The organism is Proteus sp. G2673 (genome assembly GCF_009915125.1).
Classification (GTDB): Bacteria; Pseudomonadota; Gammaproteobacteria; order Enterobacterales; family Enterobacteriaceae; genus Proteus; species Proteus penneri.
In genome coordinates this window covers 160,429-181,823 of record NZ_JAABLT010000014.1, presented here as the reverse complement: position 1 = coordinate 181,823, position 21,395 = coordinate 160,429, and the positions used below count along the sequence as shown (strand labels likewise).

Sequence of the window (21,395 nt, the reverse complement as noted above, 5' to 3'; positions counted from 1 at the left end):
TTCTATCAGTCGAATGTTATTCTGTCTCTCTTTTTCGATATTATCGGCAATTTAAAATAAAAAAACAGAGTGAAGTTCACCCTGTTCTTTTTTAATAACAGTAAGTTGTCTTAAATAAACTCTTTTCTTATTTATCTATATTTAAAACTTCTTTGGCTTTTGCTATCGCATAAGCAACCTGTTTTTGGGAAACACCCCCTTTTGCAAGACGTTTATCTAAACATGATTGAAGCGATAAAATATCGTACACATCAATCATAATTTTACTGTTAAACATCTGTAATTCAGAAAGCGGAAGCTCTTCAATCGCTTTACCTTGCTCAAGGGCGCAAACAACCACTTCACCCACAATATGGTGAGCTTCACGAAATGGCACGCCTTTAGCAACAAGATAATCTGCCAGTTCAGTCGCGTTGGCATAACCTTGTTTAGCGGCTTCTTCACAGCGAGGACGACGGATTTGAATGCCATCAAGAACTAATGTTGCCATATGCAAGCAATCAGACCATGTATCAATAGCATCAAATAACCCTTCTTTATCTTCTTGCATATCTTTATTGTAAGCCAAAGGCAAACCTTTTAAGGTCATCATCATGCCCGTTAATGCACCTTGAACACGTCCACATTTCCCACGAATAAGTTCAAGTGCATCTGGATTTTTCTTTTGAGGCATTAATGATGAGCCAGAGGTCACTTTGTCTGATAATTCAATAAAGCCCGCTTCACCACTATTAAAGAAAATAAGATCTTCTGCAAAACGAGATAAATGTACCATCCCAATAGATGCGCAAGATAATAGCTCCAAGACATGATCACGGTCGGATACACTGTCTAAACTATTGTTAGTTGCACTCGCAAAACCTAACCATTCCGCTAATTGTTCACGATCGATACCGTAAGCTGTACCCGCTAATGCACCGCATCCTAGTGGACTGATATCCAAACGTTTCAAAGCATCGGCTAAACGGCTTTCATCTCTAGCTAACATTTCATTGTAGGCTAAACACCAGTGTGCGAATGTTACTGGTTGAGCACGTTGTAAATGGGTATAACCCGGCATCACCGCATTTTGATTTTTTTCTGCGGTAATAACTAACGCTTTTTGTAACTCAACAATCGCTTGGCGAAGATGAATAACTTCTTCTTTACACCATAATTTTAAATCTGTTGCGACCTGATCATTACGACTACGCCCCGTATGTAATTTTTTACCTAAATCACCCACTTTGGCAATGAGCTTACTTTCAACCCAACTATGGATATCTTCTGCATCACTTTGCAAAATAGACTGCGGGTTTGCCGTTACTTCTTCTGATAATTCATTTAAAGCTTGCTCAAGTTGAGCTTGTTCATCTTGTGATAACACACCAACGGTGACTAACGCTTTAGACCAAGCTACTGAGCCAAAGATATCCTGTTGTGCCAGTCGAAAATCAAACCGCAGTGAATCATTGAATTGTTTAAACCGTTGATCAGCTTCCTGACTAAAACGTCCACCCCAGAGTGCCATAATCGCTTCCTGTATCTATTCTGTGTAATAAAAAAGAGTGAGAGTGATGCTTGTTAGCACCACTCTATTGCCTTACGTTATTTTTTGCTCAGTGCACGAATACGTGATGGCAGAGAATATAAACGGATAAAACCTTCAGCATGACTGTGATCGTAAACTTCATCTTCACCAAAGGTTGCAAATTCCTCAGAGTACAGGCTATTTTCTGACTTTTTCTGAATGGCATTCACATGGCCTTTATAAAGCTCTAAAACCACTTCGCCATTCACATCTTGTGCCAGCGATTCTGCAGCCGCTTGTAGTGAAGCACGGATTGGCGTAAACCAACGACCGTCATAAGCCACATACGACATCTCTAAACCCAGTTGTTGACGCCATTTAAACGCATCTCTATCAAGAACAAGTTGCTCAACACCACGCAGGGCTGCCATCATGATAGTGCCCCCTGGAGTTTCATAGCAGCCACGAGATTTCATTCCCACTAAACGGTTTTCAACAATATCAATACGTCCAATACCGTGCTTAACACCTAATGTATTTAATGCATCTAAACACTCAAAAGGTGATTGTGTTTTACCGTTTACCGCGACAACTTCACCCGCTTTAACTGTAACAGTGACTAATTCTGGTGTTTCTGGCGCTTTCTTAGGATCAACAGTCCATGCCCAACAATCTTCATTTGATGCATTCCATGGGCTTTCTAATACACCACCTTCCGTTGAGATATGCCATGCATTTTCATCACGGCTATAAATTTTCTCAAGTGTCGCAGTAGTAGGAATATTACGGACTTTCAGATAATCCAGCAGTGCTTCACGAGAACGTAAATTCCACTCTCTCCAAGGCGCAACCACTTTCAGCTGTGGAGCAAGTGCCGCATAAGTGCTTTCAAAACGAACCTGATCGTTACCTTTACCTGTTGCACCATGAGCAACAGCGTCAGCACCTAATTTTAATGCCAACTCTACTTGAGCTTTAGCAATAACAGGACGTGCCATTGAGGTACCTAATAAGTAGCTACCTTCATATAAAGCACCTGTTTTTAATACAGGGTAAACGTAATCTTTGATAAATTCTTCACGTAAATCGACGATATGACACTCGCAAGCACCTGATGCCAATGCTTTTTGTTCTACACCCACTAAATCATCACGGCTTTGACCGACATCCGCCACAAAAGCGACAACTTCACAGTTATCGTAATGCTCTTTTAACCAAGGAATGATCGCCGAAGTATCTAATCCGCCTGAGTACGCTAGTACGATTTTCTTAATACCTTTAGTCATAGTGATAACCTTCAATTCCCAATTTGTTTAAATTCTGCCAACTATCAAATAGCAATAAGATTTCTAGAGTGATTTTTTAAGCTAAAATACGGGTTCCGACTGCAACACCATTAAACAGTGCCGTCAGTTTTTCAGCATGGCGCCAACTTGCGATTTCAACAGGTCTACCAAGTGTTTTAGCCGCATCTAACGCTGCGTTTACTTTCACTACCATGCCGTCAGTGATGATACCTTGGTCAATTAATGTCTGTGCTTTTTCGGCTGACATCTCTGCAATCTTCTGACCTTTGCCATCTAAAATGCCACTGACATCGGAAAGCAGGACTAAATCAGCGCCTAATGTTTCAGCAATAGCGGTTGCGGCTTGATCAGCATTCACATTCATCAGCTCACCTTTTTCAGTCATACCGATAGAACTAATAATTGGTAGATAGCCCGCACCTAATAATAAATTGAGTAAATCAGGAAAGCCGGGAGTTGCATTTCCTACATGGCCTAACTCTTCATTGATTTGAGTGACTTTTGCTAATTGCCCATCACCCAAAGAAAGTCCCACCCCATTAAGCCCAAACTGAGTTGCCCACGATAACAAGGTCTTATTAGCACTTCCGGCCAGTGCTCCTGTGATGATATCTATCTGATCTGCAGGTGTGACACGCAGGCCTTGCTTTTTCACGACAGGTAATTGCAATTTACCCATCAATTCATCCACCAAACAGCCACCACCATGTACGATGACTAAAGGACGAGAATGCGTTGAGCGATATTGTTGTAATGCGGTGAAAAACCGTGTTAACGCTTCTTCGTTATCAAGAAGCACACCACCCAGTTTGATAATTAATGGTTCCATGAAACTTCCCTACTCATTATTTAAATAAGTGATTCGGTTTCAGCGAAACCAAACCGAATATTCATACATTGCACTGCTTGTGCAGCAGCCCCTTTCAATAAGTTATCTTCAACACCGACTACAATCAGATGTTCACCTTGTTGAGCAAACCCAATATCACAAAATGCAGTTCCTACCACGGCTTTTAATGCAGGTAATCCTTTGTCATAAACACGCACTAATGGCTTGTCTTGATAAGCATCATCAAAGACTTGTCTGACATTCTCTTGTGTCACGCCAGCTTTTAACTTACAGGTGATAGTGGCTAAGATCCCTCTGGCAAAATTGCCTAAGTGAGGGGTAAAAATCACATCAATACCCAGATGTGTTGCAATTTCGGGTTGATGACGATGAGTAAACACGCCATAAGGTTGCAAACTCACCTCACAAAAACTGCTGGTTAAAGAGGCTTTTCTACCTGCACCACTTACACCGCTGGTGGCATTAATGACTGGCCATTGCGCGGTATCTAACAGCCCCGCTTCCACTAAGGGTTTTAATGACAACTGAGAAACTGTTGGATAACAGCCTGGCACAGCAATTAATTGCGCCTGACTGATAATGTCAGCATTCCATTCAGCTAATCCATAAACTGCCTGTGATAACCAATCAGTATTCTTATGTTCAAATCCATAGTATTGTTGATAAAAATGCTTGTTTTGTACTCGATAGGCACCCGATAAGTCGAACACCACACAACCTTGCTCTAAAAAAATCGGGGCAATGTCATGGCTGACTTCATGGGCTGTTGCTAAAAAAACGATATCAATATTTTCAGCCGCTTTCACAACATCAACCATTGGCTCTAAAGGGAGATCCACTAAGCCACGATATTGAGGATGAAGTTCAGAAAAGCACTTTCCTGCATCTGCACTTTGAGCTGATACCATCAGTCTGCTCAAATTCACATGAGGATGCTGCTGAAGATAGGCGGCTAATTCAGCGCCAGTGTAACCACTTGCTCCTACAATCAGAGTATTTAACATGTCATTCTTACCTTGTACTATGAACACAAACCGATTAATGTATTTTTATTCAAAAAAAGTGCATGAATATTGATACTATTATGAAGAAAGGCTGTCAACAGTGAATATTAAATTACCTACATTTATTGAGATTTATCGTCAATTAATTGCAACGCCCTCTATCAGTGCTACAGATGCTAAGAACGATCAAAGCAACGAATCACTGATTAATTTGCTTGCTAATTGGTTGGAAACATTAGGTTTTTCAATTGAAATTCAACCTGTACCTGAAACTCGAGGAAAATTTAACCTTTTAGCAACATTAGGAACAGGCAAAGGCGGGTTATTACTTTGTGGCCACACTGACACAGTGCCGTTTGATGAAGGTCGTTGGACACAAGATCCTTTTACACTGACAGAGAAAGAAAATAAGTTATACGGCTTAGGCACTGCGGATATGAAAGGCTTTTTTGCCTTTATTCTTGATGCATTGCGGGATGTCGATACTAAAACGTTAACTCATCCTCTTTATATTCTTGCTACCGCAGATGAAGAAACCTCTATGGCAGGGGCACGTTATTTTGCCGCTCATACCGCAATCCGCCCTGATTTTGCCATTATTGGCGAACCAACATCCCTAAAACCTATTCGTGCTCATAAAGGGCATTTATCGAATGCGATACGCATTACGGGACAATCAGGACATTCTAGCGATCCAGAAAAAGGTGTGAACGCGATTGAGCTAATGCATGAATCCATTACTCACCTGAGTACACTGCGCGATACGCTAAAAACGCGCTATAACAACCCTGCATTTGTAATCCCTTATCCCACCATGAACTTTGGTTATATTAATGGCGGTGATGCAGCAAATCGGATTTGTGCTTGCTGTGAATTACATATGGATATTCGCCCATTACCTGGACTTACATTGCAAGATTTAGATGATTTACTACACGAAACGTTAGCGCCCGTAAAAGCACGTTGGCCGGGGCGTTTAAGTGTTGAAGCGCTACATGATCCTATTCCCGGTTATGAGTGCCCCACCGATCATAAAATGGTCGCCGTAATCGAAAAACTATTAGGTGAGAAAGCGCAAACGGTGAATTACTGTACTGAAGCGCCGTTTATTCAAGATCTCTGCCCTACCTTAGTTTTGGGCCCAGGTTCTATTGAACAAGCCCACCAGCCTGATGAATTTATTGATATGGCATTTATTGAACCAACTCGTGAATTAATGGGGCAACTAATTGAAAACTTCTGTTTAGCAGAGAAAGCGCAATAATAAAAAACCCTATCGTCTTATGTTGATAGGGTTTGATCTATTTATCTACTATTTATACTTTAAATAAAACGATTAACGTAACCAATTGGTTTTGGCTAGTTGAACGATTTCATCGCCACGACCATTAATAATCGCTTTCATCATATACAAACTAAAGCCTTTAGCCTGTTCAAATTTAATTTCAGGAGGCATAGAAAGCTCTTGTTTTGCGGTTACCACATCCACAATTACAGGGCCATCATGTTCAAAGGCTTCTTTAAGTGCATGATCCAGATCTTCACCGTTTTCAACGCGAATACCCTTGATACCAGATGCATTAGCAATAGCAGCAAAATCTGGGTTATGCAAATCTGTGCCATCCGTTAAATAACCACCAGCTTTCATCTCCATCGCCACAAAACCTAATACGCTGTTATTAAAAATAATTACTTTCACTGGCAAATTCATTTGCGCTAACGAGATAAAATCCCCCATTAACATGGTAAATCCACCATCACCACACATTGCCACAACTTGACGTTTTCTATCTAACGATTGTGCACCAATGGCTTGAGCCATCGCATTTGCCATAGAGCCGTGATTAAAAGAGCCCAGTAAACGACGTTTTCCATTCATCCCAACATAACGGGCGGCCCATACTGTTGGTGTTCCGACATCACAGGTAAAAATGGCATCATCATTTGCCAGTTCACTTAATCGGCGTGCCAAGTATTGTGGGTGAATAAGCTCACGCTCACTAGGTTGTGCAAGTGCATCCAGATCTTGCCGTGCTTTGGCATAATGTTTTAAGGAAGCATCAAGATGAGCTGTGTCTGTTTTTTCTTTTAAACGAGGTTGTATCGCATTCAGAGTGGCTTTAATATCGCCAACCATCGCCATATCAACATGACAATGCGAACCAATACTACTTGGATTAATGTCGATTTGGATAATGTTGGCTTTTGATGGATAAAATGCACGATAAGGGAATTGCGTACCTAATAGCACTAACGTATCAGCATTTTCCATCGCATGATAACCCGATGAAAAACCAATTAATCCTGTCATGCCCACGCTATAGGGGTTATTCCACTCAATGTATTCTTTCCCTCGCAATGCATGTACAACAGGCGCTTTTAATGTTTGAGCCAGTTTAATCACTTCATCACGAGCTTGAGCACATCCAGCACCACACATTAAGGTGATATTTTTTCCATTATTCAATGCATCAGATAATTTTTCGATTTCGAAACGATTTGGCATGATGAGTGGAGACTGCAACGGATACCAGTTTTCATGCGCATCTTCTGGAGCTGGTTTTAGTGCAACATCTCCCGGTAAAACAACAACTGAGACCCCTTTTTTTAAAATAGCGGTTCGCATTGCAATAGCAAGCACTTGAGGGATCTGCTCTGGATTTGAGACTAATTCACAATAATGGCTACATTCGCGAAAAAGTTCTTGCGGATGTGTTTCTTGAAAATAATTACTACCAATTTCAGCAGAAGGAATATGTGCAGCAATGGCTAACACAGGAACATGATTACGATGGCAATCAAAAAGCCCATTGATAAGATGTAAATTTCCCGGCCCACAAGAGCCTGCGCAAACCGCTAATTGGCCATTAACTGCCGCCTCTGCTCCTGCAGCAAAAGCAGCAACTTCTTCATGGCGAGTTCCCATCCACTCAATCGTTCCCATCTTTCGCAAACTATCACTTAATCCATTGAGAGAATCTCCTGTCACGCCCCAAATACGTTTTACACCTGCATTATGGAGTACTTTAGCAATATAGGTTGCAACTGTTTGCTTACTCATGGTGATGTTTTTCCTCAGTTTTGGGTGAATTGTGCCTCTCTGCGAGCTACATTTATTTCCTTCCCATATTCTATCTCTCTTCCTCACCAGCTTGCAGAGAAAATAATCTTACTAACTCAAATATAAAGAATAACACCAATCGTTATAATGTCACTGTGAAGATAAGATCCGCCCTTAAAAATACAAAGAATAAAATATCACTTTCAAATACATTCATTAAATTTATAATAACCGCACCAAATAAGAATATATCTCATTAATAACGTATTATTATTTACTAAAGTGTAGACAAAATTTTATTATAGGATTATTTTAATAATTAAAATAATTTTTAATTATTATTTTTCTCATTACATCTTTATTAACAATTAAGCTGACTCATTTCAGCCTTACTCACTGTCTTTATTAAAAAATTTAACTTTCCTCTATTTGTTAATAAATTTATTACCATTGCATTATTTCATGCTCCATGAAAAAGAGGTATGAAATAAACATGACATTGGTCACGCTACCTTTTGCTTTTTGTCCTCTAGAATAAAGCCTGATTATTTTTCAACGGAGATTAACGGATGGACAAAAGTAGAAGTCCGATAAAGGTTTTCTTTATTAGTATTCTGGCAGTCCTTTTCTTAATTTTTATTTCACAATATGTCATTGGTAAAAAAGAAATTAAGATTGGCATTGCGGTAATACCTATTTTACCAATGTTATTTGCTGTAATTATTGGTATGTGTATATCTGCTGGATTTACCCGTAAAAAAATTAAAGTATGGGGTAAATTATTTACAGAAAAAGAAGAAGGCTTCTGCGGTAAAATGGTAGGTTTCAGCCTACTTATTTTAGGTACACAATATGCAGGAATGATTGTTCCTAATATTAAAATGATTTTAAGTGTCGGTATTCCTTTATTTGTTCAGGAACTCGGAAACTTATTACCTGTATTAATTGCAGTTCCATTAGCGATTAAATTTGGATTTGGTCGTCGTGCAATTGGTGCTTGTTCGTCTATTAGCCGTGAACCTTCTATTGCTGTAATTCAAGGTAAATTTGGTACAGGCTCACAAGAATATATTGGCGTATTAGCCATCTATTTATGTGGTTCTGTTATCGGTACTTTGTGGTTTAGCGTATTAGGTAGTATTGCGCCATTAACCGGATTACACCCACTTGCACTTGCTGCAGGCTCTGGCGTGGGTTCTGGTTCCATGTTAAGTGCTGCATCAGGTGCGTTAATTAATGGTCTTGATGAAACATTAGCACAGCAAGTATTAAGTGTTGCCGCTGCATCTAACTTATTATCATCAGCACTTGGCGCACTGTCATTAACCTATTTAGGTTTACCTCTTTCAGAAAAAATTTATAAAATTTTCACCAGAGGCAAAACTGCATGAAAAATATAATTATTGATATGAAATTTGTATTCGTTGCTATTTTACTGGCAATGTTTACTCAGACGTTAACATCAGGGATCGCTCTTTATGCAATGTGGGATAGCTTTATTGCTATGTCATTAGTGGTATTTATTTCACTCGTTGCAAAACATTATTTACCTTCATCTTTACCAACATTTGCTTATGCAACAATTATTGGGATACTTATTTGTTTACCCGAAACACCAGTAAGAGATTTCTTTATTAGTTCTATTGGTAAAGTCTCTTTCTTATCTTGTTGTGTGCCTTTATTAGCATTTGCTGGTTTATCTGTTGGTGGTCAATTAGAAGAACTTAAGAAAATGTCATGGAAAGTTATTCTTATTTTCATGATTGTTTCAACTTGTTGTTTCTTTGGAGCATCAATCGTCGCGCAAATTGGATTTACGATCCAGGGAGTTATCTAATGAATAATATTTATAATGTCAGTGAAAAACTCTTTCAATTAAATGACTTTAGTAAAAAAACACGACAAGACTTGCACAAAATACCTGAGTTATCAGGTGAAGAATATAAGACATCAAAGTATTGCCGTGAATTAATGGAAAGTTTTGGTTATCAAATTAAAACTTTTGATGGGTATACTGGTTTCACAGCAGACTTAATTGTTAATGCTGAATTTCCATTAATTGCTATCCGTGCTGATATGGACGGATTAGAAATGCCAGACTTAACGAATAATGAACATAGTTCAGTTCACCAAGGTTGTGCACATAACTGTGGTCACGATACTCATATGACCATGGCATTAACCAGTGCTAAGTATCTTGCCGAAAATAAAGAAGAGATGAGCGCGAACGTTCGCTTTATTTTCCAAATGGCTGAAGAAGATATGCGTGTACCTGGCGCTGAAAAAATGGTTGAACTCGGTTGCATGGAAGGCGTTGATGAAACTTATGCACTCCATAACGATGCCGCCATTGAAACGGGTTGTGTTCGCTTTAATGATGGTGTGATGTCATCTTATGGCTCTGCATGGACATTAGATGTTTATGGCGTTTCTGCACATGGTTCAACACCACACAAAGGCTTAGATGCCATTCGTGAAGCCACTCGCTTAATTGATTATATGGATTATGTTGTTGCGAAAAAGACAGATCCATTTAGCCCAGCAGTCTTTGGTTGTGGCATGATCAATGGGGGAACAATCCCTAATGCATTAGCTGATCACGTACAAGCTCGCGGTACGATCCGTTCTATGGATGAAAATACCGACCAAGTACTAAAAGCGAGTTTTGATGAAATTGTGGCTCGTAGTACAGCGGGTGGATTTAAAACCACATTAAGCTATAGCGGATACCCTGCAGTTGTCAATCATCCAACTGCACATCAGCATTTATTAGATGCAATGCGTAAATTCTTACCTGAAGAGAATATTGAATCAAACGGTAAGCCAATGACAGGCAGTGAAGACTTTAGCTATATGGTTAATGCCACAAAAGGTAAAGTCGGTGCCATGTTCTTCTTAGGAAGTGGTAATCAAGCGAAAGGTATTAATAATTACCTTCACGCAAATCCTTATTTTGTCGATGATGATTGTTTACTAGTCGGTGCTCAGATTTTTGTTAATATTCTGACTCGTTAAACTCTTATTATTCTGCCTTAAGCCCGTTATTGCCCCCGCAAAAACGGGCTTTTTTTATTCTGACTTCTATTCTGCAACACTATTATTCACATTGACTGAACGTAAATCAGGTAATCCTTGGTAGACCTCTTTACTGTGCCATTGTGTTCCCCACTGTTCTGGCATCTGAATAATATTTTTATCAATGTGAGGAGCATAAAGAGAAATAAACTCATGCATATAATCTTTCATATGGGTATGTTTACTGACACAAATATGGGTGTAACTCGGTTGCACTAAATGATCGATATTAATACATTTTAATGCGTCACCATCTTCAGTCTCATCATAAGAGGCGGTGGCAATAACACCGATACCTAAATGTCGCTTAACATAGTATTTAATAATCTCTGTATCCGTCGCTGTTAATGCTACTTTGGGCTTAAGATTATTTTTATAAAATACCTTGTCTAATTTAGATCCTCTTGTAAAACCAAAAACATAGGTAATCAATGGATACTCTGCCATTTGTTCGATGGTAACCTGCTCATCATCTTTCAATAAGGCAAGAGGATGATCATAAGGAACTAATAAACTACGAGTCCAGCGGTAACAAGGCAATGTAATCAGATCTTCATAAAGGTGCATAGACTCTGTTGCGATAGCAAAATCCACATCGCCGTTTTTAACCATTTCTGCTAATTGAGCTGGTGCGCCTTGATGAAAATGTAGTGAAATATTAGGGTAATAGTGACGAAAATGATCAATCACATTCGGCAATGAATAACGTATTTGAGTGTGTGTTGTCGCAATATGTAAATCGACTTTTTTATTACGATCTTCTTCAGCCACAATGCTTTTGATTCGATCAACTTGCCCAAGAATATCACAAGCAATTTTATGGACTTCTTTACCCATCGGACTTAATGCTAATAAATTATTATTTTTACGCACAAACAGTGACACACTGAGCTCATCTTCTAATATTTTTAGTTGCTTACTGATTGTCGGTTGAGAGGTGTAGAGTTTTTCAGCCGCATTAGTAATGTTGAAATTATTTTTTACGACTTCAACAAAGCTTTTCAGTTGATTAATATTCATAGAGGTACCCGGGTTAATTTGCACAAATGCGCGGTTAATTATTAATTTTTATTCTAAATATGAGCACTAGATAAACTATCTTTAATATTTCTGTCGTGATATCTCGTCATACTATCTTGATTTAATCTTATAATAAGAATAGCGAGATCTATTCTATTATCCACACATTCACTTTAACTATTCGAAAGAATAATAAAGCAAAATAAGGTGTTATTATTTTCTACTTATCTATCAATCTTTGTATTATGCACAATGCTCATATAAATGCGTTAGCCTGAATCAAAAAAACAGAAAAAGGATATAACACACTGTTATTAAAACAAAAAACAAATTTGTTTTTTCATTTATTTTTGCGGAGCTTTCAATTGCCTTAACGCAAATAACCCGTCAATAACGCCATAAGTTTTACAGAAAAGCAGAATTACGTTATGATATTGATCACGTTTTAATACTTAGAGGCTCTGTTTTGTTATATCAAAACAACAAAGAAAACATTCTAATATCTTATTCAATCTCATCTATACTTAATAAATATTCTCTTATCTATTAGCTTAATACCACTATTTAAATTTAAACTTAGTAGAAGTAAGCTGTTTTTTAGTGAATTTTTATTACTCATTCTTCTCGCTAACAAATAGTCACTTCATTTCTTTTAATTAATTGAACAACAAGAAATTACGAATACCTTAATAAAGGTCACTTAATATGAAAATGAAGAAAAAAAGAAACAAACCGCTAAGAATCAATGATATAACTATTATTGATGATAGTAAGCTTAAAAAAGCGATTACGGCGGCAGCATTAGGTAATGCCATGGAATGGTTTGACTTTGGTGTCTATGGCTTCCTTGCATATGTCTTAGGTCAAGTATTCTTCCCTGGCGCATCACCCGGTGTACAGATGATTGCTGCCCTTGCCACATTCTCAGTACCATTCCTTGTAAGACCGTTAGGGGGTGTCGTATTTGGGATGCTTGGGGATAAATTTGGTCGTCAGAAAGTGTTATCTGTTACCATCATCATTATGGCACTCAGTACATTTGCCATCGGTCTTATTCCTGCTTATGAAACTATCGGTATTTGGGCACCAGTCTTATTATTACTCGCTAAATTAGCACAAGGTTTCTCTATTGGTGGTGAATATTCAGGCGCTGCGATTTTCGTTGCTGAATACTCACCCGACCGTAAACGTGGATTTATGGGAAGCTGGTTAGACTTTGGTTCTATTGCTGGTTTTGTTATGGGTGCGGGTGTTGTTGTACTTATCTCGACTATCCTTGGAGAAACAGCATTCCATGAGTGGGGATGGCGTATCCCATTCTTCTTAGCATTACCATTAGGTCTTATTGGTCTATATTTACGCCATGCTTTAGAAGAAACCCCAGCATTCCAACAACACGTCGATGAAATGAATAGCGACGATCGTAAATCTATCCAAGATCCACCTCGTGTTTCATTACGTGAAATTGCATCAAAATATTGGAAAAGCTTAACCGTCTGTGTAGGTTTGGTGATTGCCACTAATGTTACCTACTATATGTTATTAACTTATATGCCGAGTTATTTATCTCATAACTTAAATTATTCGGCAGACCATGGTGTGCTGATCATCATCGCGATTATGATAGGTATGTTGTTTGTACAACCTGTCATTGGGTTATTGAGTGATAAAATTGGCCGTAAACCGTTTGTTATTGGTGGCAGTATTGGTTTGTTTGTCCTTGCTTACCCTGCGTTTATGATGATTAACAGTGATGAAATCGGTTTAATTTTCTTAGGATTATTAATTCTTGCAGTTTTACTCAACTGTTTTACTGGGGTTATGGCATCAATCTTACCAGCTATTTTCCCAACCCATATTCGTTATAGTGCATTAGCAATTGCTTTTAATATTTCAGTATTAATTGCAGGGGCCACACCAACAGCAGCAGCTTGGTTAGTTGAAGCAACCGGTGATTTATATATGCCAGCTTATTATCTGATGATTGTCGCTGTTGTCGGTTTGATAACCGGTATCAAAATGATCGAAACTGCAAATAAACCTTTACGAGGTGCAACACCTGCGGCATCAGATAAATCAGAGGCAAAAGAAATTCTCTCTGAACATTATGATAATATCGAACAACGTGTTGAAGATATTGAAGCAGAAATCGAAGCATTACAGAAAAAACGCCAATCCCTTATCGATCAACATCCTAAGTTAGATTAAGAGAGGTTACATGCACCCGTCCCCTGTTCATTTAGTTTGGTTTCGTCATGATTTAAGAGTGACAGATAACAAGGCACTCTTTCACGCTTGCCAAGATAAACAAGCACAGGTGCATGCTATTTTCACCGTAACGCCTGAACAATGGAAAGCCCATAATATGGCTTTGTCATGTCAGGCGTTTATTCATAATGCGTTGCTGGATCTTTCAACTTCACTAGCAAAACTCAATATTCCACTGACAATAGTAATTAGCGATACTTATTCAAATGCAGCCGATAAAGTGGCTGAGTATTGCCAACAACATCACGTCACTGCGCTTTTTTTCAATCACCAATATGCCCTTAATGAACAACGCCGTGATAAAAAAGTCACTGAGTTACTAAAGAATAAGACAACCGTTTATACTTATCATGACAATGTGTTTATTCCACCAGGTAATGTAGTTACCCAACAAGGAGAGATGTTCAAGGTTTTTACTCCCTTTAGAAATGCATTTTTGCGGCTCTTTGTTTCACAAGATAACGCTTCGTTACCTATCCCAGAGATAAGAACACATCAAAAAGCGGTATCGCCTTTAAAAGCACCACTATTTTCACTTGAAAATACAAGCTCGCTCTCTTTTATCTCTACTGAAGAAGAGGCACTTAAACGCTTAAAACAATTCTGTTACGAAAGCGTGCCACATTATGCAAAATGGCGAGACATCCCTGCTGTTGATGGTACAAGTCGATTATCCCCTTATCTTTCAATTGGATTATTGTCTATTCGCCAATGTTTTAATCGCCTTTACCAAACTGAACCTAATTTCTTAGAAAACAATACATCGGGTGCATTTGTTTGGTTTAATGAACTTATTTGGCGAGAATTTTACCAACACTTAATTGTGGCAAATCCTAATTTATGTAAACACATTGCCTTTCAGCTTTGGACAGAAAAAATCAATTGGCGTAACAACCAAGATGAATTTAATGCTTGGACTCAAGGCTCAACAGGTTTTCCTATTATTGATGCTGCAATGCGACAGCTTAACCAAACAGGTTGGATGCATAACCGCTTACGTATGCTCACAGCAAGTTTTCTTATCAAAGATTTGTTGATTGATTGGCGTTGGGGTGAACGTTATTTTATGTCACAACTCATTGATGGTGATTTTGCATCAAATAATGGGGGTTGGCAGTGGGCTGCATCAACAGGAACGGATGCCGTACCTTATTTTCGAATTTTCAATCCCACAACCCAAGGCCGTAAGTTCGATCCCGATGGCGAATTTATCCGTCATTGGCTTCCTGAGCTAGCCAGTGTGCCGAGCCGATATATTCACACACCTCACGAATGGGCGGCAAAAACCAATAATCCTCTTGATTATCCATTACCGATAGTTGATCACGCCAAAGCACGAATAAGAGCGATTGAGTCTTATGAAAAAGCAAAAAAAGGTAGAATAGCCTCACATAATCTATCAAAAATGAGTTCAATATTGTGAAACCCCCAATAATCTCTGTCATTGTGCCAATGTTTAATGAAGCCTCGCGTATCACGAGATTATTGGATAGTTTAATAACTCAAACTTTTACTGATTTTGAAGTCATTATTATTAATGATGGTTCAACGGATAACAGTGTTGAAGTCACAATGCCGTATTGCCAAAAAGATGCGAGAGTGAAACTTTATCAACAAACTAATCAAGGATTATCCAGCGCAAGAAATACGGGTTTAAAATATGCTCAAGGCGAATGGATAGTTTTTTTTGATAGCGATGATTTTATTAAGCCTGAATTGCTCGCACATTGGTATCAATTAGCCGTTACGCAACACGTTGATGTTTTAATTGGTAATGGCGAAAGGTTCAATCCAAGTGATCTTAAAAAACACCAAAGACCCATTCATCAACGACAGCCTTATCAAAAAGTCATCAAAGGCAGTGAGTGGATCATCCATGCCGTCACTCAACATCAATGGCCACATTTCGTTTGGTTGCAATTAATCCGACATGACTTAATAAAAAAGCACCAACTTCAATTTATTGAGGGGCTTTATCATGAAGATATTCTGTGGACAACGCAATTAGCACTTGTTGTAGAACGAATAGGTTTTGATAACCAACCCCTCTATTATTACTGCGCTAATCCTGACTCTATTACTCGTAAATCCGACCAACAAAAAGAAGCCAAACGAACACAAAGTTATTTGCAGATAATCTTACAGCTATTAAAAGAAGCAGATAAACAATCTGATCAGTTATTAGCAAAAGCACTCCGCCAACAAGCAGTTCGTGAATTGGGTAGTTTTTTTATTCTTTTTCGTAAATGTTGTGATACAGAAAATAGAAAATTAATCGCACAGCAATTTCGTACCCATGCGCTTTTTTCTTCGCTAAATAAAGGCGTAAATAATTGGCATCAGCGCTGGTTTATTTGCCGGGTGTACAGCCTTCTATTTATTGCCTCATTGAAATAAATCAGTATAAAAAAACAGCGCTGTTATTCAGCGCTGTTTTTCTTTTTAAATACTGATGACTCTAGCCTGTATTACGCATACCAGCAGCAATACCTGCAATAGTAACCATTAGTGCTTGTTCAATACGCGGATCAGACTCGCTATGAGTACGAGAGCGCTGTAATAATTCAGCCTGAAGCACATTCAATGGATCAGTATATACATTACGCAATGCAATAGATTCAGCAACCCATGGCAAATCTGCCATTAAGTGTTCATCTTTTGAAATTGCCAAGACACTCTTAATATCATCAGAAAGTTGCTGACGCAATTTTGCGCCTAATGGCCATAAACGTTCATCTACTAAGCGTTGATCATAGTATTCCGCTAACCATAAATCTGCTTTCGCATACACCATTTCTAACATCGCAATACGTGTATTAAAGAACGGCCAGTTCTCACACATATCGTCTAATACCGCTTGTTTTCCGCTATCAATTTCATGTTGTAATGCGGCTCCAGCCCCCAACCAAGCAGGTAACATTAGGCGGTTTTGAGTCCATGCGAAGATCCACGGAATAGCGCGCAACGTTTCAACACCACCGGTAGGACGGCGTTTTGCAGGACGTGAACCTAATGGTAGTTTGCCCAACTCACCTTCTGGGGTTGCTGCTCTAAAATAAGGCACAAAGTCTTCTTCCCCTCGTACATAGTCACGATACATCGCACAAGAAACGTCAGACAAAGAATCCATCACTTCAATCCAAGGGGCTTTGGGCTCTGGTGGTGGCAATAAATTCGCTTCTAAGATTGCACCTGCATAGTGAGCAAGGCTACTGATGGTGACTTGTGGTAACCCAAACTTAAAGCGGATCATTTCGCCTTGTTCCGTCACACGCAGGCCACCTTTCAGGCTTCCCGGTGGTTGAGAAAGTAATGCCGCATGAGCGGGTGCACCGCCACGACCAATCGTACCACCACGTCCATGAAATAGTGTTAATGTCACACCTGATTTTTCACAAAGTTTGATTAATGCATCTTGAGCACGATATTGCGCCCATGATGCCGCCATCACACCCGCATCTTTTGCTGAGTCTGAATAACCAATCATCACCATTTGTTTATCATCGATTAAATCGCGATACCAAGGAATATCAAACAAACGAGTCATCACGCTTTCAGCGTTATTTAAGTCTTCAAGTGTTTCAAATAACGGGGCAACAGGTAATCGGATATCCGCACCCGCTTCTTTCAATAATAGCTTTACAGCTAATACATCAGAAGGCACTTTTGCCATTGAGATGACATAAGAAGCGATAGAGTCTTTAGGTGATTGCGCAATAACACGACAAGTCTCAAAGACTTCTTGTGTTGGGGCACTAGGTTGCCAATTCGTCGGAATAAGAGGACGCTTAGAGTTTAATTCTTCCAATAAGAATGTTTGTTTTTGCTCTTCAGACCAATTCGCGTAATCACCAAGTTCTAAATATTGTGTTAATTCAGAGAGCGCTTCTGTGTGATTAGTACTTTCTTGGCGAATATCAAGCTTAACTAGCTGTAAGCCAAAACAACGGATTCGACGTAATGTATCTAACAGCTGCCCATTAGCGATAATACGCATACCACACTGAGTCAGTGACTGATAACACGCATACAGTGGTTCCCAAAGCTCTGCGTTATCAATTAATAATCCTTCCGGTGGCAAAGATTGTTGGCCTTTAATGCGTTGTTCTAAATAATCACGGGTCACTTGTAAGCGAGTACGCAATTGTTTAGCTATTTCACGATAAGGCTCTGCAACATCAGCACCACCCGCCAATTCACGCAGTTCCGGTGTACTTTCTGTCATCGAAAGTTCCGAAACAAGAACTTGGATATCATTTAAGAATAAATCAGCGGCTTTCCAACGGCTTAATAGCAAAGCGTGGCGTGTGATCTCAGCTGTAACGTTTGGGTTACCATCACGGTCTCCGCCCATCCATGAGGTAAAACGAATAGGAGAAGCTTCTACGGGTAAGTTGTAATCAATGGATTCTTTAAGCTGCTCATTAAATTCACGTAAAAAAGCAGGGACACCTTCCCATAAACTATTTTCAACAACCGCAAAACCCCATTTTGCTTCATCAATTGGTGTTGGGCGAATTTTTCTAATTTCATCAGTATGCCATGATTGGGCCACTAACTGGCGCAGACGGCGCATAATATTAGTACGCTCGTAATCCGCTAAATCATCGTGATCGAGTTGAGATAAACAGGTATTCACTTCAACCAACTTATGAATAAGTGTACGACGTGCAATTTCGGTTGGGTGTGCCGTTAATACCAGCTCAATAGAGATTTGCTCTACGGCTTCTTTTAATTGCTCGTCGGTAAAATTCTTATCTTTTAGTCGAGAGATTAATTTCGCCAATGCCACCGGATTACTCGCAGCTTCACCATGAGGTGAAATGCTATGGTATTGTTCGGCTACATTCGTCAGGTTCAAGAATTGATTGAATGCTCTAGCAACGGGTAATAATTCATCATTAGAGAGATTCTGTAACGTGAGTAACAGCTTTTGTCGCTGCACTTCATTACCTGCTCGTGATGATTTAGATAGTTTTCGAATAGATTCAACCTTATCTAAAATTTCTTCACCAAGTGCTTCTTTTATCGTATCTCCAAGTAGCTTGCCAAGCATACTGACATTGCTACGCATAGCAGAATATTGTTGATTCATGAGACTCCTGACCTTGTCTTTGTGGCGGTAACAACATGCATCTTCCTATCAGAAAAGTCATGTCCTCCCAGTTGTGTAATTAACTTTCATTTCTGATGTGACTTTATTTTGATTTTTGTGATAAGCCACACTGCTTTTTTTACTTAGCCTACTATTCATATCAGAAAATAATCGTTTTGGGGGATTTTTCTGAAATTTAATTACGGCTTTAGTGTTATAAGAATGACTAATATTCACGCTGTTCTAACTCAATTTTATCAAGAATAAGGACATTTTTTCGTTTCTTATCTACTACGAAGAGTTTTTTACTAGAAAGAGGGAGATACGTGAAAATTTATCTGGTGAGAAATTTAGATGATTTTTTTTAATATTGATAAATTGTCTGGTAGATTTTACCATTTTTTAATTTTTCACCCCCATGTGTTATAACGAATTACTCTATCTCATACCTTATTTTTCCTATCTTTTTTTACTCACTCTGTCAGATTAAGACTTTTATTACCAAATAGGTCGATGCTTTATTTCGTTTTCTCTTTATGATCATTGTCAATAAAGCAAACCATCGTTGTTCAAAATAAAATCAATGTAAATATCTAGAACACTTAGATCACTATTTCCGTTATCAGACAGGGGAAGCCGATGACAAATGAATTAATTAATGCTTTTTCTATCATAAAATCTAAAAAATGGGTCGATTTAACACATAGTTTTGATAAAGATTCACCCCATTTTTTTATGTTCGATCCCGCTAACTTCAAAACTCTTTTTGACTATCAAGATGGTTTTTTCGCGCAACAATTTACCTTTCCGGGTCAATACGGTACACATATTGATGCCCCTTGCCACTTTGTGCCTAATACTCGTTATTTGCATGAACTAGAACTTAAAGAGTTAGTGTTGCCTTTGATAGTTATTGACCAATCTGAACGTGCAAATATTGATGCGAATTTTTCATTTTCTAAAGATGATATTCTTGAGTTTGAAGAAAAATACGGTGAAATTGAAGCAGGTACTTTTGTTGCTTTACGCACAGATTGGAGCAAACGTTGGCCATCACAAGAAGCGATGGATAATAAAAATGAGGAAGGCCAGAATCAAATTCCTGGCTGGGGTCTTGATGCATTAAAATTCTTATTTGAAGAGCGAAAAGTTAAAGCCATCGGCCATGAAACCTTTGATACAGATCCAGCAAAAGAATTTCATAAAAATAATGCGTTATTAGGTGAATATTATATTTTGGAGCAAGACACTTATCAGATTGAGCTAATGACTAATTTAGATCAATTACCAACACGTGGAGCCGTTATTTTTAATATCGTAGCTAAACCTAATAATGCCAGTGGCTTTCCTGTGCGGTCTTTTGCTATTTTACCTTAAGATTTTACGATAAAAATAAAGCGCTGGTATTCAGCGCTTTACGTTAATTAAAACATATTCATTTTTTCAATGAATCGACTTTCTTTTCAACATCTTCTTTTAGCTCAGACGTCTTATGTTTCACATCATGAGCGGTTTCTGATATTTTCTCTTCTGCTCGATGTTTTACCTCCGTCGCTTTGTCTTTTAATTGATCTATCTGTTTTTCGATCTTTGACATTTATGACTCCTTTGTGACTAGAGATAGCTTAAGTATAGCCCAATTTTAAAATAAGCAAGTGTCATAGCTCACTCTTTTCATCTACTCGGCTAAGTTTATCTTTGCTTTTACTTCGCTTTGAAATTTTTTCTAAATAACCCATGACAAATGCAGATAAAACGAAGGTTAGGTGCAACACGACATACCATAATAATTTATTATCAGGGATATTCTTTAAATCCATAAAAACCCCCAATAAATGAATAGATGAAATTGCAACAATAGAGGCTGCTACTTTATTTTTTAGGGACTCAGCATCCATTTTCCCTAGCCAAGAAAGCTCCTTTTGATCCCTTTCAATTTCCATATTAGAAATAAAATTCTCATACCCTGAGAAAATGACCATAATCAATAATCCACCCACTAGCGCTAAATCAATTAAAGATAATAAATGTAAAACAAGCGTAGCCTCGGATAAGGAAAGAATATTAGGCAAGATTTCATACATTGACTGAAAAAATTTAATCGTTAGTGCCAATAGCCCTAATGACAAACCAATATAGACAGGTGCAAATAGCCAACGAGAGCGATACATCCATTTTTCTACAACTTTGTTCATAATTCCTCTC

General features: G+C 38.5%; 17 protein-coding genes. 8 read left to right on the top strand and 9 right to left on the bottom strand.

From position 1 onward, the window contains the following. Positions 1-127: 127 nt before the first annotated feature. The 4 genes from argH to argC all read right to left on the bottom strand — a co-directional run bounded on the left by argH (position 128) and on the right by argC (position 4,671). Entirely contained in the window at positions 128-1,510 is a 1,383-nt protein-coding gene (argH, locus tag GWI59_RS07765) for an argininosuccinate lyase (RefSeq protein WP_115065023.1), read from the bottom strand. 77 nt (positions 1,511-1,587) lie between these two features. After that, positions 1,588-2,796, bottom strand: coding sequence for an argininosuccinate synthase (locus GWI59_RS07760; RefSeq protein ID WP_115065022.1), 1,209 nt, complete (start codon positions 2,794-2,796; stop codon positions 1,588-1,590). Between the two features lie 76 nt (positions 2,797-2,872). Beyond that, entirely contained in the window at positions 2,873-3,646 is a 774-nt protein-coding gene (gene argB, locus GWI59_RS07755; RefSeq protein ID WP_161669408.1) for an acetylglutamate kinase, read from the bottom strand. A 20-nt stretch (positions 3,647-3,666) separates the two neighbouring features. After that, complete coding sequence (gene argC, locus GWI59_RS07750; protein ID WP_072064639.1) at positions 3,667-4,671, bottom strand: N-acetyl-gamma-glutamyl-phosphate reductase; 1,005 nt, start codon at positions 4,669-4,671, stop codon at positions 3,667-3,669. Between the two features lie 100 nt (positions 4,672-4,771). Between argC and argE the strand changes: the two genes are divergently transcribed. Next, entirely contained in the window at positions 4,772-5,935 is a 1,164-nt protein-coding gene (gene argE / locus GWI59_RS07745) for an acetylornithine deacetylase (RefSeq protein ID WP_072064640.1), read from the top strand. Between the two features lie 72 nt (positions 5,936-6,007). On the opposite strand, the gene poxB is transcribed toward argE, so the two are convergent. Continuing rightward, positions 6,008-7,732 carry a ubiquinone-dependent pyruvate dehydrogenase gene (gene poxB / locus GWI59_RS07740; protein WP_109848275.1) on the bottom strand — a complete coding sequence of 575 codons (1,725 nt, stop codon included), beginning with the start codon at positions 7,730-7,732 and terminating at the stop codon, positions 6,008-6,010. Positions 7,733-8,301: 569 nt separating this feature from the next. On the opposite strand from poxB, the gene GWI59_RS07735 reads away from it, so the two are divergent. The 3 genes from GWI59_RS07735 to GWI59_RS07725 are packed head-to-tail and all read left to right on the top strand — an operon-like array spanning position 8,302 to position 10,747. Further along, positions 8,302-9,123 carry a DUF3100 domain-containing protein gene (locus GWI59_RS07735; protein ID WP_006534123.1) on the top strand — a complete coding sequence of 274 codons (822 nt, stop codon included), beginning with the start codon at positions 8,302-8,304 and terminating at the stop codon, positions 9,121-9,123. Continuing rightward, complete coding sequence (locus tag GWI59_RS07730; protein ID WP_006534124.1) at positions 9,120-9,569, top strand: hypothetical protein; 450 nt, start codon at positions 9,120-9,122, stop codon at positions 9,567-9,569. The genes GWI59_RS07735 and GWI59_RS07730 overlap by 4 nt, the downstream gene beginning before the upstream one ends. After that, the gene (locus GWI59_RS07725) at positions 9,569-10,747 is read left to right on the top strand and encodes a M20 metallopeptidase family protein (RefSeq protein WP_006534125.1); all 1,179 of its coding nucleotides are present in this window, start codon (positions 9,569-9,571) and stop codon (positions 10,745-10,747) included. Before GWI59_RS07730 ends, GWI59_RS07725 begins: the two co-directional genes overlap by 1 nt. A gap of 66 nt (positions 10,748-10,813) precedes the next feature. Here the strand turns inward: GWI59_RS07725 and GWI59_RS07720 are convergent, their stop codons facing one another. After that, positions 10,814-11,827 (bottom strand): LysR substrate-binding domain-containing protein, encoded by a 1,014-nt coding sequence (locus tag GWI59_RS07720; protein WP_072064642.1) that lies wholly within the window; start codon positions 11,825-11,827, stop codon positions 10,814-10,816. A gap of 705 nt (positions 11,828-12,532) precedes the next feature. Between GWI59_RS07720 and proP the strand changes: the two genes are divergently transcribed. Genes proP through GWI59_RS07705 form a run of 3 tightly spaced genes read left to right on the top strand, consistent with a single transcriptional unit; the run spans position 12,533 to position 16,492 of the window. Continuing rightward, positions 12,533-14,035 (top strand): glycine betaine/L-proline transporter ProP, encoded by a 1,503-nt coding sequence (proP, locus tag GWI59_RS07715; RefSeq protein ID WP_006534128.1) that lies wholly within the window; start codon positions 12,533-12,535, stop codon positions 14,033-14,035. Between the two features lie 10 nt (positions 14,036-14,045). Next, positions 14,046-15,518, top strand: a complete 1,473-nt coding sequence (gene phrB / locus GWI59_RS07710; protein WP_161724396.1) for a deoxyribodipyrimidine photo-lyase — start codon at positions 14,046-14,048, stop codon at positions 15,516-15,518. Beyond that, positions 15,515-16,492 carry a glycosyltransferase gene (locus GWI59_RS07705; RefSeq protein WP_161724394.1) on the top strand — a complete coding sequence of 326 codons (978 nt, stop codon included), beginning with the start codon at positions 15,515-15,517 and terminating at the stop codon, positions 16,490-16,492. Before phrB ends, GWI59_RS07705 begins: the two co-directional genes overlap by 4 nt. Positions 16,493-16,553: 61 nt before the next feature. Here GWI59_RS07705 and ppc read toward each other — a convergent pair whose 3' ends face one another. Then, the gene (gene ppc, locus GWI59_RS07700) at positions 16,554-19,190 is read right to left on the bottom strand and encodes a phosphoenolpyruvate carboxylase (RefSeq protein WP_109398895.1); all 2,637 of its coding nucleotides are present in this window, start codon (positions 19,188-19,190) and stop codon (positions 16,554-16,556) included. Positions 19,191-19,829: 639 nt separating this feature from the next. Here ppc and GWI59_RS07695 point away from each other — a divergent pair. Continuing rightward, the gene (locus GWI59_RS07695) at positions 19,830-20,567 is read left to right on the top strand and encodes a cyclase family protein (protein ID WP_109398896.1); all 738 of its coding nucleotides are present in this window, start codon (positions 19,830-19,832) and stop codon (positions 20,565-20,567) included. Between the two features lie 58 nt (positions 20,568-20,625). Here GWI59_RS07695 and GWI59_RS07690 read toward each other — a convergent pair whose 3' ends face one another. Together GWI59_RS07690 and GWI59_RS07685 are read right to left on the bottom strand one after the other, a co-directional pair. Next, positions 20,626-20,787 (bottom strand): YtxH domain-containing protein, encoded by a 162-nt coding sequence (locus GWI59_RS07690; protein ID WP_006534135.1) that lies wholly within the window; start codon positions 20,785-20,787, stop codon positions 20,626-20,628. Positions 20,788-20,848: 61 nt separating this feature from the next. Beyond that, positions 20,849-21,385 (bottom strand): TIGR00645 family protein, encoded by a 537-nt coding sequence (locus tag GWI59_RS07685; RefSeq protein ID WP_109398897.1) that lies wholly within the window; start codon positions 21,383-21,385, stop codon positions 20,849-20,851. Positions 21,386-21,395: the final 10 nt, after the last annotated feature.

Excerpts from the sequence above, each read along its gene's own strand:
- argH (WP_115065023.1), bottom strand. The coding sequence starts at position 1,510 with ATGGCACTCTGGGGTGGACGTTTTAGTCAGGAAGCTGATCAACGGTTT.
- GWI59_RS07760 (WP_115065022.1), bottom strand. The coding sequence starts at position 2,796 with ATGACTAAAGGTATTAAGAAAATCGTACTAGCGTACTCAGGCGGATTA.
- argB (WP_161669408.1), bottom strand. The coding sequence starts at position 3,646 with ATGGAACCATTAATTATCAAACTGGGTGGTGTGCTTCTTGATAACGAA.
- argC (WP_072064639.1), bottom strand. The coding sequence starts at position 4,671 with ATGTTAAATACTCTGATTGTAGGAGCAAGTGGTTACACTGGCGCTGAA.
- poxB (WP_109848275.1), bottom strand. The coding sequence starts at position 7,732 with ATGAGTAAGCAAACAGTTGCAACCTATATTGCTAAAGTACTCCATAAT.
- GWI59_RS07735 (WP_006534123.1), top strand. The coding sequence starts at position 8,302 with ATGGACAAAAGTAGAAGTCCGATAAAGGTTTTCTTTATTAGTATTCTG.
- GWI59_RS07730 (WP_006534124.1), top strand. The coding sequence starts at position 9,120 with ATGAAAAATATAATTATTGATATGAAATTTGTATTCGTTGCTATTTTA.
- GWI59_RS07725 (WP_006534125.1), top strand. The coding sequence starts at position 9,569 with ATGAATAATATTTATAATGTCAGTGAAAAACTCTTTCAATTAAATGAC.
- GWI59_RS07720 (WP_072064642.1), bottom strand. The coding sequence starts at position 11,827 with ATGAATATTAATCAACTGAAAAGCTTTGTTGAAGTCGTAAAAAATAAT.
- proP (WP_006534128.1), top strand. The coding sequence starts at position 12,533 with ATGAAAATGAAGAAAAAAAGAAACAAACCGCTAAGAATCAATGATATA.
- phrB (WP_161724396.1), top strand. The coding sequence starts at position 14,046 with ATGCACCCGTCCCCTGTTCATTTAGTTTGGTTTCGTCATGATTTAAGA.
- ppc (WP_109398895.1), bottom strand. The coding sequence starts at position 19,190 with ATGAATCAACAATATTCTGCTATGCGTAGCAATGTCAGTATGCTTGGC.
- GWI59_RS07695 (WP_109398896.1), top strand. The coding sequence starts at position 19,830 with ATGACAAATGAATTAATTAATGCTTTTTCTATCATAAAATCTAAAAAA.
- GWI59_RS07690 (WP_006534135.1), bottom strand. The coding sequence starts at position 20,787 with ATGTCAAAGATCGAAAAACAGATAGATCAATTAAAAGACAAAGCGACG.
- GWI59_RS07685 (WP_109398897.1), bottom strand. The coding sequence starts at position 21,385 with ATGAACAAAGTTGTAGAAAAATGGATGTATCGCTCTCGTTGGCTATTT.